General features: G+C 30.0%; 13 protein-coding genes. All 13 read left to right on the forward strand.

The genetic code is table 11. The features are described 5' to 3' along the window. On the forward strand, positions 1–778 hold a 778-nt coding region (gene guaB / locus VLM92_RS01335), incomplete at its 5' end, for an IMP dehydrogenase (protein WP_325274554.1). A gap of 3 nt (positions 779–781) precedes the next feature. Beyond that, positions 782–2,314, forward strand: a complete 1,533-nt coding sequence (gene guaA, locus VLM92_RS01340) for a glutamine-hydrolyzing GMP synthase (RefSeq protein ID WP_325274555.1) — start codon at positions 782–784, stop codon at positions 2,312–2,314. Between the two features lie 120 nt (positions 2,315–2,434). After that, positions 2,435–3,772, forward strand: coding sequence for an NCS2 family permease (locus VLM92_RS01345; RefSeq protein ID WP_325274556.1), 1,338 nt, complete (start codon positions 2,435–2,437; stop codon positions 3,770–3,772). A 113-nt stretch (positions 3,773–3,885) separates the two neighbouring features. After that, positions 3,886–4,917, forward strand: a complete 1,032-nt coding sequence (locus VLM92_RS01350) for a BMP family ABC transporter substrate-binding protein (protein ID WP_325274557.1) — start codon at positions 3,886–3,888, stop codon at positions 4,915–4,917. A gap of 246 nt (positions 4,918–5,163) precedes the next feature. Beyond that, positions 5,164–6,195 (forward strand): BMP family ABC transporter substrate-binding protein, encoded by a 1,032-nt coding sequence (locus tag VLM92_RS01355; RefSeq protein WP_325274558.1) that lies wholly within the window; start codon positions 5,164–5,166, stop codon positions 6,193–6,195. A gap of 309 nt (positions 6,196–6,504) precedes the next feature. Next, positions 6,505–7,839: an NCS2 family permease gene (locus VLM92_RS01360; protein ID WP_325274559.1), complete on the forward strand. Its 1,335-nt coding sequence runs from the start codon at positions 6,505–6,507 to the stop codon at positions 7,837–7,839. A gap of 297 nt (positions 7,840–8,136) precedes the next feature. Beyond that, positions 8,137–8,454: a thioredoxin gene (gene trxA / locus VLM92_RS01365; RefSeq protein ID WP_325274560.1), complete on the forward strand. Its 318-nt coding sequence runs from the start codon at positions 8,137–8,139 to the stop codon at positions 8,452–8,454. Positions 8,455–9,049: 595 nt separating this feature from the next. Next, positions 9,050–9,526: a 5-(carboxyamino)imidazole ribonucleotide mutase gene (purE, locus tag VLM92_RS01370; protein WP_325274561.1), complete on the forward strand. Its 477-nt coding sequence runs from the start codon at positions 9,050–9,052 to the stop codon at positions 9,524–9,526. A gap of 5 nt (positions 9,527–9,531) precedes the next feature. Continuing rightward, positions 9,532–10,230 (forward strand): phosphoribosylaminoimidazolesuccinocarboxamide synthase, encoded by a 699-nt coding sequence (purC, locus tag VLM92_RS01375; protein ID WP_325274562.1) that lies wholly within the window; start codon positions 9,532–9,534, stop codon positions 10,228–10,230. An 11-nt stretch (positions 10,231–10,241) separates the two neighbouring features. After that, positions 10,242–11,603 (forward strand): amidophosphoribosyltransferase, encoded by a 1,362-nt coding sequence (purF, locus tag VLM92_RS01380; protein ID WP_325274563.1) that lies wholly within the window; start codon positions 10,242–10,244, stop codon positions 11,601–11,603. Further along, positions 11,603–12,673 (forward strand): phosphoribosylformylglycinamidine cyclo-ligase, encoded by a 1,071-nt coding sequence (gene purM / locus VLM92_RS01385; RefSeq protein ID WP_325274564.1) that lies wholly within the window; start codon positions 11,603–11,605, stop codon positions 12,671–12,673. Before purF ends, purM begins: the two co-directional genes overlap by 1 nt. Then, a complete protein-coding gene (gene purN, locus VLM92_RS01390; protein WP_325274565.1) occupies positions 12,667–13,260 on the forward strand; it encodes a phosphoribosylglycinamide formyltransferase in 594 nt (197 codons plus the stop codon). Before purM ends, purN begins: the two co-directional genes overlap by 7 nt. Next, positions 13,253–14,242, forward strand: a 990-nt coding sequence (gene purH / locus VLM92_RS01395) for a bifunctional phosphoribosylaminoimidazolecarboxamide formyltransferase/IMP cyclohydrolase (protein WP_325274566.1), incomplete at its 3' end; no start/stop codon positions are given. The genes purN and purH, both read left to right, overlap by 8 nt.

Raw genomic sequence — 14,242 nt, forward strand, 5'->3', positions numbered from 1 at the left:
TATGGATAGAGTAGATGCTTTAGTTAAGGCTAATGTAGATGCAGTAGTTTTAGATAGTGCACATGGTCATTCTAAAGGAGTTATGGACTCAGTTATAAAAATTAAACAAGCTTATCCAGAGCTTCAAGTTATAGCAGGGAATGTAGCAACACCAGAAGCGACAGAAGATTTAATAAAAGCTGGTGCAGACTGTGTTAAAGTAGGGATAGGTCCAGGATCGATATGTACTACAAGAGTAGTTGCGGGTATAGGTGTTCCCCAAGTAACAGCAGTTATGGATTGCGCACAAGTTGGCCATAAATATGGAGTACCAGTGATAGCGGATGGAGGTATAAAATACTCTGGAGATGTTGTAAAAGCATTAGCAGCTGGAGCTTCTGTATGTATGATGGGATCATTATTTGCAGGAACGGAAGAAAGTCCAGGGGAAACAGTTCTTTACAGAGGTAGATCATATAAAACTTATAGAGGAATGGGATCTATAGGAGCTATGGAAAAAGGTTCGAAAGATAGATATTTCCAAAATGACGCTAAAAAACTTGTTCCTGAAGGTGTTGAAGGAATGGTTGCGTATAAAGGTAAAGCAGAAGATATAGTTTATCAAATGATAGGTGGTTTAAGAGCAGGTATGGGATATTGTGGGGCACCTACAATACAAGATTTAATGGATAATGCAGCATTTATAAAAATAACAGCAGCTTCATTAAAAGAAAGTCATCCACATGACATAACAATAACTAAAGAAGCACCAAATTATAGCATGCAAGGAGAAATATAAAATATGAAACATGAATTAGTACTTGTAGTAGATTTCGGTGGACAGTATAACCAGTTAATAGCAAGAAGAGTAAGAGAAAATAATGTATATTGTGAAATAATTCCATATACTACAGATATAGAAGCAATAAAGGCTAAAAATCCTAAGGGAATAATATTTACAGGAGGGCCTAATAGTGCATACCTGGAAGATTCTCCAAAGATATCAAAAGAGATATTTGAAATCGGTGTTCCGATACTTGGAATATGTTATGGAGTTCAAATTATGTCTCATGTATTAGGTGGAAATGTAAGAAAAGGAACTAATAGTGAAAAAGAATATGGTAAAACAACTATAACTTATGAAGAGTCAGTTATATTTGGAGGAATTACAACAAATAGCGTTTGGATGAGTCATACAGATTTAATAGATACATTACCAGAAGGATTTAAATCAGTTGCATATACAAAAGATTGTCCAGTTGCAGCTATGGAAAATGCAGAGAAGAAATTATATGGAGTACAATTCCATCCGGAAGTAGAACATTGTTTAGAAGGAGATAAGATACTTAAGAACTTCTTATACAATGTTTGTGAAGTAAGTGGAGATTGGACTACAGATTCATTTATAAACGATAAGATAAAAGAATTAAAAGATAGAATAGGCGATAAGAAAGTATTATGTGCTTTAAGTGGTGGAGTTGACTCATCAGTAGCTGCAGTACTTGTTCATAAAGCTATAGGTGATAACTTAACTTGTGTATTCGTAGATCATGGTTTACTTAGAAAAAATGAAGGTAACGATGTAGAAAGAATATTCAGAGATAAGTTTGATATGAACTTAATAAGAGTTAATTGTGAAGATAGATTCTTATCAAAGTTAAAAGGTGTAACTGAACCAGAAGCGAAGAGAAAAATAATAGGTGAAGAATTCATAAGAGTATTCGAAGAAGAATCAAATAGATTAGGAAAAATGGACTTCTTAGTTCAAGGAACTATATATCCAGACGTTGTAGAAAGTGGACATGGAGAAGCAGCAACTATAAAATCTCACCATAACGTTGGAGGAATACCTGAAGATATAGAATTTGAAATAGTAGAACCATTAAGAGAACTATTCAAAGATGAAGTTAGAAAAATAGGTTTAGAACTTGGAATAGAAGAGGGATTAATATTTAGACACCCATTCCCAGGTCCAGGGCTTGGAATAAGAGTTATCGGAGAAGTAACTAAAGAAAGATGCGATATATTAAGAGAAGCCGATGCAATTTACATGGATGAACTTAAAAAAGCTGGATTATATAAAGAAATATGGCAAGCATTTGCTACATTACCAGATGTAAAAACAGTTGGAGTTATGGGAGATGAAAGAACTTATGCTTACTTAGTAGGAATAAGAGCAGTTACATCTTCTGATGGAATGACTTCGGATTGGTACAAGATGCCATATGATGTATTAGAAAAAATATCTAATAGAATAGTAAATGAAGTTGATGGAGCAAATAGAGTAGTTTATGATATAACTTCTAAACCACCAGGAACAATAGAGTGGGAATAATATAAATATAATTCAATTTTAATATAAAACACTTTACACATTACAAAAATAAAAGGCTTTTGAGCCTTTTATTTTTGTAAAAGATTAACTAAAAAATTTTGAAACAAAGGAGTATACAAGATGCAAAAGGTTACATCTTATAAAGAAGATAAATCAAATATATTAGACAAAATATTTAAATTAAAAGAAAATAATACAACAGTAAAAACAGAAGTACTTGCAGGTATAACAACTTTTATGACGATGGCATACATACTAGTAGTAAATCCATCTATACTTAGCGAAGCAGGAATGGACAAAGGTGCGGTATTTACAGCTACAGCATTAGCTGCTTGTATAGGAAGTATGGCTATGGGATTTTTAGCAAATTATCCAATAACATTAATGCCTGCTATGGGGCTGAATGCATTTTTTGCGTATACGGTAGTTTTAGGAATGGGATATAGTTGGCAATTTGCATTATGTGCAGTATTTATAGAAGGAATTATATTTATTATATTAAGTTTAACGAATATAAGAGAAAAGATAATTGAATGTGTACCAACAGTTTTAAAACATGCTGTAACAGCAGGGATAGGATTATTCATAGCTTTTATAGGATTTAAAAGTGCAGGGATAATACAGCCAGGTGGAGCTATAGTTTCATTAGGAAACATGAAATCGCCTACAGTTGTACTAGCAGTTATGGGAATACTAATAGCTTCAAGTCTATTAATAAAGAATGTAAAAGGAACATTTTTACTAGCAATGATAATAACTACAGTTATAGGAATCGTAGCAGGGTTAGTTGAATTACCTAGTGCTTTAATATCTTCAGTACCTTCAATAAAACCAGTATTTTTACAGGCATTTAATTTAACTCCATCAGAAATATTTAGTCCAGAAATGGCTATGATAGTATTTACTTTCTTGTTTGTAGATTTATTTGATACAGTAGGATTTTTAATAGGAATAGCTTCTCAATCAGGAATGTTAGATGAAGAAGGTAATTTACCAAGAGCTAAACAAGCATTACTTGCAGATGCTATAGGGACTACAGCAGGAGCAATGCTTGGAACATCAACAGTAACATCATCAGTAGAAAGTGCAGCAGGTATAGCAGAAGGTGGAAAAACAGGACTTACTTCAGTAGTAACAGGATTAATGTTTATAGTATCACTATTCTTTGCTCCTATATTTACATCAATACCACCAGAAGCTACATCAGCGGTATTGATATTAGTAGGAGTTATGATGGCAAGTTCAGTTTTAAAGATAGATTTCAGTGATTATTCAAATGCAATCCCAGCATTTTTAACATTTATAATAATGCCTTTAGCATATAGTGTTGCTGATGGTATTATGTTTGGGATAGTTTCTTATACTATATTAAAATTAGTTTCAAATAAAAAAGAAGAAGTGAAATTATCGTTAGTAATTTTAACGGTAGTATTTATACTGAAATTTGCGTTACTATAGAATTATTTAAAAATATATCAAAAAATTAAATTACATAAAAAACAAAATTACATTAAGAATATAAATTATAGACATATATGAAATATTTAAAGACATCATAAGGAGAAAAAAATATGAAATTCAAAAAAATAGCAGCAATAAGCACAGCAATAATGATAGCTTCTGCAAGTTTAGTAGGATGTAATTCGAAAACAGCAGAAGAAGGTTCAAAATCGAAGGGAAATTTAAAGATAGGTATGGTAGCAGATGTTGGTGGAATAAATGATGAATCTTTTAACCAATCAGCTTGGGAAGGTCTTCAAAAAGCAAAAGAAGATTTTGGGGTAGAGATAAAGGTAATAGAATCAAAACAAGCATCAGAATATATAGCTAACATGGAAAGTCTTATTGATGAAGGTGTGGATTTAGTCATAGGTGTAGGAAATACTATGAAGGACGATATAAAAACAGAAGCTGAAAATTATCCGGATCAAAAGTTTGCTATAATTGATGAAACTTATGATCAAATACCTGAAAATGTAACGCCTATATTATTTAAGGAAAATGAAGCAACATATTTAGCGGGACTTATAGCAGGGAAAATGACAAAGACTAATAATGTAGGATTTATAGGTGGTATGCAAAATCCTGTTATATCAAGATTTGAATATGGATTTAAAGCAGGAGTAAAAGAAGCTAATAAAGAAGCTGATGTTAAGGTGCAATATGCAGGGACATTTGGAGATGCAGCTAAAGGGAAATCTATAGCTAATCAAATGTATGGAAATAATATGGATGTAATACTTACAGCAGCTGGAGGAACTGGACTGGGGTCTATAGAGGCAGCTAAAGAAAAGGGTAAATATGCAATAGGGGTTGATAGAGACCAAAGTAATCTAGCACCAGATAATGTGTTAACTTCAGCTTTAAAGAAAGTTAATGTAGGTATTTATGATACAGTTAAAGGGTTAGTAGAAGGTAAATTAGTTGGTGGAAAAAATAAGATATATGGACTTAAAGAAGATGGTGTTGGTATACCTGAATCAACGAAGAGCTTAGTACCACAAGATGTATTAGACTATGTGAATGGTATGATAGAGAAGATAAATAGTGGAGAAATAAAAGTTCCGGCTACTAAAGAAGAATATGAAGCAACTCAAAAATAATTAGACATTAAAGACTAGAATATTAGCTTATTCTAGTCTTTTTGATTGCAAGGATATATAAAGTGTTGGTAGTAAATCTATCTATACATAGTGAAACATGAAGGAGATATAGTTGGCAATTTATATTACTATAGAATTATTTGAAAATATATCAAAAATAAAATTATATTAAGAATATAAATTATAAATATTATGCAATATATAGATATATATGAAATATTTAAAGACATAAGGAGGAACAAGAATATGAAATTTAAAAAAATAGCAGCAATAAGTACAGCAGTAATGATAGCTTGTACAAGCTTAGTAGGATGTAACTCAAAAACATCAGAAAAAGATTTAAAATCCAAGAAAAATTTAAAGATAGGTATGGTAGCAGATGTTGGTGGAATAAATGATGAATCTTTTAACCAATCAGCTTGGGAAGGTCTTCAAAAAGCAAAAGAAGATTTTGGAGTAGAGGTAAAGGTAATAGAATCAAAACAAGCATCAGAATATATAACTAATATGGAAAGTCTTATTGACCAAGGTATGGATTTAGTCATAGGTGTAGGATATACTATGAAGGAAGACATAAAAACAGAGGCTGAAAATTATCCAGATCAAAAGTTTGTTATAATTGATGAAACTTATGATCAAATACCTGAAAATGTAACGCCTATATTATTTAAGGAAAATGAAGCAACATATTTGGCAGGACTTATAGCAGGAAAAATGACAAAAACTAATAATGTAGGATTTATAGGTGGTATGCAAAATCCTGTTATATCAAGATTTGAATATGGATTTAAATCAGGAGTAAAAGAAGCTAATAAAGAAGCTGATGTTAAGGTACAATATGCAGGGACATTTGGAGATGCAGCTAAAGGGAAATCTATAGCTAATCAAATGTATGGAAATAATATAGATGTAATACTTACGGCAGCTGGAGGAACTGGATTAGGATCTATAGAGTCAGCTAAAGAAAAGGATAAATATGCAATAGGGGTTGATAGAGATCAAAGTAATCTAGCGCCAGATAATGTATTAACTTCAGCTTTAAAGAAAGTTAATATAGGTATTTATGATACAGTCAAAGAGTTAGTAAACGGTAAATTAGTTGGTGGAGAAAATAAGATATATGGACTTAAAGAAAATGGTGTTGGTATACCTGAATCAACAAAGAATTTAGTACCACAAGATATATTGGATTATGTGAATGGTATGATAGAAAAGATAAAGAGTGGAGAAATAAAAGTTCCAGCTACTAAAGAAGAATATGACGCAACTCAAAAATAATTATACACAAAAAGACTAGAATAATATATTGTTCTAGTCTTTTTGTGTATAATCAAGTACAAATTGAGAAAACTTGAATCAAAGTACGATGGAGTTACGAACGTATTCATATAAAAAAAAATTAAAAACGATTTATTTTATATAAAAACGAACTTTTAAAAAAATAAAATACAAAATGTTCTAAAAAAACATTGAAAATATATGTACAATATAATATAATAAACATTGTAAAGTTAACTTATATACGAATTATTTATTTTAAAAAAACATAATTAGTTTGAAAAATATTAATATACTTAGGAGGGTAAGATGCAAGCGACTCAATCAGTTAATAAAGGAATGTTAGAAAAAATATTTAAATTATCTGAACATAATACAAATGTAAAAACGGAGATTATTGCAGGAATAACTACATTTATGACTATGGCATATATATTAGTGGTAAATGCAAATATACTTTCAGACGCAGGAATGGACAAAAGTGCAGTATTTGCAGCAACAGCAATATCTGCATTTATAGGATGTTGTGTTATGGGACTTTTAGCAAATTATCCAATAGCTTTAGCACCAGGTATGGGACTTAACGCATTCTTTGCTTATACAGTAGTTTTGGGAATGGGATATAGTTGGCAATTTGCACTTTGTGCAGTATTAATAGAAGGTCTTATATTTATAGTACTTACAATAACAAATGTTAGAGAAAAAATAATAGATTGTATACCACCGGTATTAAAACATGCAGTTACAGCAGGTATAGGTTTATTTATAGCATTTATAGGATTATCAAATTCAGGTATAGTTGTTAATGGAGCTACAATAGTAGCATTAGGAAATTTAACGGATCCATTAGTCTTATTAACAATATTTGGATTAATATTAGCGTCGATATTACTTGCTAAAAATGTAAAAGGTGCATTTCTTTTAGCAATGATAACAATATCGTCGGTAGGAATGATAGGTGGACTTGTAGCATTACCAACAGGAATAGTATCAGCAGTACCTTCATTAAAACCAGTATTTTTACAAGCTTTATCGGTTCCAGTAAACCAAATATTTAGTTTTGATATGATAGTAGTTGTATTTACATTCTTATTTGTCGATTTATTTGATACAGTAGGATGTTTAGTAGGTGTAGCATCTAAGGGTAACATGCTAGACGAAAATGGTAAATTACCAAAAGTTAAACAAGCATTATTTGCAGATGCAATAGCAACTACATCTGGTGCACTTTTAGGAACATCTACAGTTACTTCATATGTTGAAAGTGCAGCAGGTATAGGAGATGGAGGAAGAACGGGGTTAACAGCAGTTACAACTGGAACGTTATTTTTATTATCACTATTCTTCGCACCAATATTTACAGCAATACCAACACAAGCAACATCTCCAGTGCTTATATTAGTAGGAGTTATGATGGCAAGTTCATTAACTAAAATAGATTTTTCAGATTTCACAAATGCAATACCAGCATTTTTAACATTTGCTATGATGCCGTTATCTTACAGTATAGCTGATGGAATTATATTTGGTATAATATCATTTACGATATTAAAGATAGCGACTAAAAAGAAAGAAGAAATTAATTTCTCTTTAATAATACTTTCAATACTATTTATATGTAAGTTTATATTCTTAAGTAAATAAAAATATATAGATACAAAATAAATCACCCTTTTCGGACAAAGGGTGATTTATTTTTATAATAAAAGAGTATATACATAATATAAGCTACAATTTAGAATTTTATATTTAAAGTATTTTTAATAGATATGTGATAAAGTCACGGAAAATAATTCTATAAAATACTAATATAGTTATATAAGGAAATAACATTAAAATTTTCATAATAAGCTACAATTAAAATTATAGTATGTTTATTTCCTTATAAATTTATCAATTAAATAGAATATAAATTAATTAAAGGATAGGTGAAGAGTAGATATGGCTAAAATATTAAATAATGAAAGTTTTATAAAACAAGTAGAAAATTCAGATAAAGTAGTTGTAGTAGATTTTTTTGCTACATGGTGTGGGCCATGTAAAATGTTAGCTCCAGTATTTGAAGAATTAGGTAAAGAAATGGATTCACAAGCGGAGTTTGTAAAAGTTGATATAGATCAAAGTTTAGATATAGCATTAAAATATAATGTAAGTACAGTTCCTACCATGATGATATTTAAAAATGGAGAAGTTGTAGATAAAATAATAGGATTTGTTCCTAAAGAAAATATAGCAAATAAAGTTAAGTTATATATATAATCCATAATAAATAGCCTCACTAACTATAAATAAAAGCCTATAGTTAATGAGGCTATTTTAAATATAAAGGATACATGAAATGGAAAATATAAATCACCATGTAAAGAAGAAATTATAATTTTGGGAGTAGCTACACCAAATTTAGGAAAAGAAGGTTCGAAGGAAGATATAAAAATGGATTTGTGTAACAGGATACACCAGGAGTCATGAATAAAAAAACTATAAAAACAAAAAAGTTTACTTCGATTAGTGTGCCTAATAAAAAATAATAAAATAGCCAATATGACAATAGCGGCATGAATAGTATTTGGGGTAAATTTCGACATTTTAAATAGTAACACAAAATATAATGATGTTTTATATAAAAACGTACGTTGATTTCGATAATAAAAGGCCATTCTCATTAAAAAGAGAATGGTTTTATTATTTTTTACGAACAAATCAAAATATATGCTTGAAAAAATACGTATTTTAATGTATGATTTAAATATAAAGTTCGTAATGTAAAGTATATAAAAAAATATAATGTTCAAAATATAAAAAAGGGTATAAAAAATTATAATGCTTAAAATATATGAAATGAAGGAGAGATAAAATGAAAGTTGCAGTAGTTATGGGTTCCAAGTCAGATTACACGAAATTAGAAGATGGAATAAAACTTTTAGAAAAATTCGGAATAGAAGTTGTAGCAAGAGCGTTATCAGCACACAGAACACCTAATCAATTGATGAGCTTTATGAAAGAAATAGAGGAAGATACAGATGTAATAATAGCGGCAGCAGGAAAAGCTGCACATTTACCAGGGGTAATAGCATCACATACGTTAATACCAGTAGTAGGATTACCAATAAAATCATCAACATTAGACGGACTAGACTCACTTCTTTCAATAGTCCAAATGCCACCAGGAATACCAGTAGCAACTGTAACAATAGATTCAGGAATTAATGCAGCATTAATGGCAAGTCAAATAATGAGTATAAAATATCCACAAATAAAACAAAACTTAAAAGATTATAGAAGAGAAATGGAAGAAAAAGTACTAGAAGCTGATAAAAATTTAAGGGGGTAATAACTATGTTATTATATGAAGGAAAAGCTAAGCAAGTATATTCTACAGAAAATGAAAATGAGTATATAGTATATTTTAAAGACGATGCAACAGCATTTAATGGAGAAAAAAAAGCGGAAATATCTTCAAAGGGTATATTAAATAATAAAATATCTACAATCATATTTGAAATGTTACACGAAAAACAAATAGCAACACATTTTATAAAAAGTTTATCAGAAAGAGAAATGTTAGTAAAAAAAGTTGAAATATTACCACTAGAAGTAATAGTAAGAAACATAACAGCAGGATCATTTTGTAAAAGAGTAGGAATAGAAGAAGGTATAGTTTTAGATGAACCTATATTTGAAATATGTTATAAAAATGATGATTATGGTGATCCGATGTTAAATGATGATCATGCAGTAGCAATGAAATTAGCTACTAGAGATGAATTACAATTTTTAAAAAATGAAACGCTAAAAATAAATGAATTATTGAAGTCTTTCTTCTTAAAAATGAACTTAAAATTAGTGGATTTTAAATTAGAATTTGGTAAAGATAGTGAAGGAAATATAATATTAGCAGATGAAATATCACCAGATACTTGTAGACTTTGGGATGTAGATACAAATGAAAAGTTAGACAAAGATAGATTTAGAAGAGATTTAGGAGATCTTGTACAAGGTTATCAAGAAGTTCTTGAAAGAATGAATAATAACTAGGGGGAAGTCTTATGTGCGGAATTGTAGGTATATATTCAAATAAAGATGTATCTAAGGAATTATATTATTCTTTATACTCTATTCAACATAGAGGTCAAGAGAGTTGTGGAATTGCAGTAGTTGATGGAAACAACATAAACTATAAAAAAAATATGGGATTAGTTGGAGATGTTTTTAAAGAGGAAGAGCTAGATAATCTAAAAGGAACTATGGGAATCGGTCATGTTAGATATTCAACAGCAGGTGGAAGTCATATGGCAAATTGTCAGCCATTAGTAGGAAGCTGTAGAAAAAGAAAATTAGCTTTAGCTCATAACGGAAACTTAGTAAATGCAAATTACCTAAGAGATATGTTAGAAGAAGAGGGATATATGTTCCAAGCTAATTCAGATACAGAGGTAATTTTATATATACTTGCTAGATACTATAAAGGTGATATAGTAGAAAGCGTAAAAATTACAATGGATTATATAAAAGGTGCATATTCTCTTGTAATAATGGGAGAAGATGAGCTAGTTGCAGTTAGAGATCCTCATGGATTTAGACCTCTTATACTAGGTAAAAAAGATGATGAATTTATATTTGCATCTGAAGGTTGTGCAATAGATATACTTGGTGGAGAAGTAATAAGAGATGTAGAACCAGGTGAAATAATAGTTGTTAAAAATGGAGAAATAAAATCATATTTTTATGCTGACAACTATAAACCTTTAAAGAAAAGTTGTATATTTGAACATATTTACTTTGCTAGAAATGATGCCACTATAGATGACGTAAATGTATATAATTTTAGAACTAAATGTGGAGAAATTTTAGCCAAGAATGATGATATAAAAGCGGATATAGTTGTTCCAGTTCCTGATTCAGGATGGGCAGGTGCTATAGGGTATTCTAATGCTAGTGGATTAAAAATTAGCGAAGGTCTTGTTAAAAATAGATATGTAGGAAGAACATTTATAAAACCTACACAAGAAGAAAGGGAAATTGGTGTAAAGATAAAATTAAATCCATTGTCAAGTATAGTAAAAGATAAGTCAATCGTTTTAGTAGATGATTCAATAGTTAGGGGAACTACTTCAAAGTTAATAATAAAATCTCTAAGAGATGCAGGAGCAAGTGAGATTCATCTTAGAATAACATCTCCTCCAGTTAAGTATTCTTGTTATTACGGAATAGATACTCCTAATCGCTCTAAGTTGATTGCTTCACAAAATAGTGTAGAAGAAATCAGAGAATATATAGGATGTGACACTCTAGCATTTTTAGAGATAGACGGAATGATAGAAGCAACAGGACAAAAATCAACATTCTGTAAAGCTTGTTTTGATGGAGATTATCCAGTTAAGAAAATTGATAAGGAGGAACTACTTTAATGTTAACGTATAAACAATCAGGAGTAGATATAGATGAAGGAAATAGAGCAGTAGATCTTATAAAAGGGAAAATAAAATCTACTTATGATAACAATGTAATAGGTGATTTAGGAAACTTTAGTGGTTTATATAGTTTAAAAGACTTTCTTACTATGAAAGAACCAGTATTACTTTCATCTACAGATGGAGTTGGAACAAAACTAAAATTAGCTCAAATGATGGATAAACATGATACAGTTGGTATAGATTTAGTTGCAATGTGTGTAAATGATTTAATATGCCAAGGCGCTAAACCTTTATTCTTCTTAGATTATATTGCAACAGGTAAATTAATCGCAGAACAAGTTGAACAAATAGTTGGTGGTATAGCTGATGGATGTAAAATGGCAGGATGTGCTCTTATAGGGGGAGAAACAGCTGAAATGCCAGGAATGTATTCTGAGGATGAATATGATTTAGCAGGATTTTCAGTTGGGATAGCAGATAAAGAAAAAATAGTATCTGGTCAAAATGTTAAAAATGGAGATGTTTTAATAGGTATATCATCAAGTGGGGTACACAGTAACGGATATTCGTTTATAAGAAAAATATTCTTAGACACATACAATTACAAATTAGAGCAGCACGTAGAAGAGTTAGGGATGACATTAGGAGAAGCTCTTTTAACTCCTACAAAAATATATGTTAAACTAGTTTTAGAAGTAATGAAAAAATATGATATAAAAGCTATAGCTCATATAACTGGTGGTGGAGTGATAGAAAACATACCAAGAGTTATACCTAAAGGACTAGGAATAGATATAAAGAAGAATTCTTGGGAAAAGCCAGCTATATTTAAGATGATAGAAAACTTCAATGCTATAGATGAAAGAGAGCTTCATAAGAGCTTTAACATGGGAGTTGGATTAGTTTTAATAGTAAACAAAGATCAAGCTAACAAAGTTGTTAATCATATAAACAGTAGAGAAGAACAAATAAATATAGATTCTAAGTATGATGAATTACTAAAAGATAGAGCGTATATAATAGGTGAAGTGGTAGATACTCATGAAGGAGTAAACTTATGTTAAACATTGGTGTTTTAGTATCTGGTGGAGGAACAAATTTACAAGCTATTATAGATGGAACAAAATTTGGTAAAATTAAAGGTGAAGTTAAGGTTGTTATTTCTAATAAAGAAAATGCATATGCACTTGAAAGAGCAAGACATAATAATATAGAAGCTGTTTATGAAACTAATGAAAATGAAATAATAAGAGTTCTTAAAGAAAATAATGTGAATTTAGTAGTCTTAGCTGGATATTTAAAAATAGTAAGTCCAAAGTTTGTAAATGAATTTAGAAATAAGATAATAAATATTCATCCATCATTAATACCTTCGTTTTGTGGGGAAGGGTATTATGGAGAAAAAGTACATCAAGGTGTTATAGACTATGGTGTGAAAGTAACTGGAGCAACAGTACATTTTGTAGATGAAGGTGCTGACACTGGACCAATAATAATGCAAGAAGTTGTAATGGTTAGTCAAGAGGATGATGCAAAATCAGTAGCTAGAAAAGTCTTAGAAGTTGAACATAGAATTTTAAACAATAGTATAAAACTATTTTGTGAAAATAAATTAAGTATTCAGGGTAGGAGAGTGTTTATAAATGAGTAAAAGAGCATTAATAAGTGTAACAGATAAAAGTGGAGTAGTACAATTTGCTAGAGAATTAAACAATTTAGGATATGAAGTTATATCTACAGGAAATACATTTAAAACACTAAAAGAAAATGGTATAAATGCTATAACTATTGATGAAGTTACAAAATTCCCAGAAATGCTAGACGGAAGGGTTAAGACATTAAACCCATATATACATGGAGGAATACTTTACAAGAGAGATAATGCATCTCATGTTGATACAGTAAATGAATACAAAATAGGTTCAATAGATCTAGTAGTAGTTAACTTATATGATTTTGAAGGAACTTTAAAATCTGGAAAAGATCATGATATCATGATAGAAAATATAGATATTGGCGGACCATCTATGATACGTTCTGCAGCTAAAAATTATAAAGATGTAACAGTTATAGTAGATGTAGCTGATTATGATATGATAATAGAAAAGTTAAAAAATAATACTTTAACATTAGAAGATAGAAAAAAATTAGCTTATAAAGCATTCTCAACTACAGCAAGATATGATGCACTTATATCAACTTATTTTGCAGGTGAAGTAGGAGATAAATATCCAGAAATACTTAATTTAACATTCCAAAAAGAACAAACTTTAAGATATGGAGAAAATCCACATCAAAATGGTGTTTTATATAGTCAACCAAACGCTAAAAATCCGATATTAAAATATGAGCAATTAAATGGAAAAGAGCTTTCTTTCAATAACTTAAATGATTTACACGGATGTTTAGAAGTTATGAGAGAATTTAAAGATAACCAAGAAGTTGTTTCAGTAGCTATAAAACATACTAATCCATGTGGAGTGGGATTAGGGAAAGATGCTTTTGAAGCTTACACAAAATGTTATGAAGCTGATAAAGTTTCAATATTTGGAGGAATAGTAGGAATAACTTCTACAGTAGATAAAGAAACTGCTCAAAAGATGAACGAAATATTCTTAGAAATAGTAGTAGCT

Source organism: Romboutsia sp. (assembly GCF_035470145.1).
GTDB lineage: Bacteria > Bacillota > Clostridia > Peptostreptococcales > Peptostreptococcaceae > Romboutsia_D.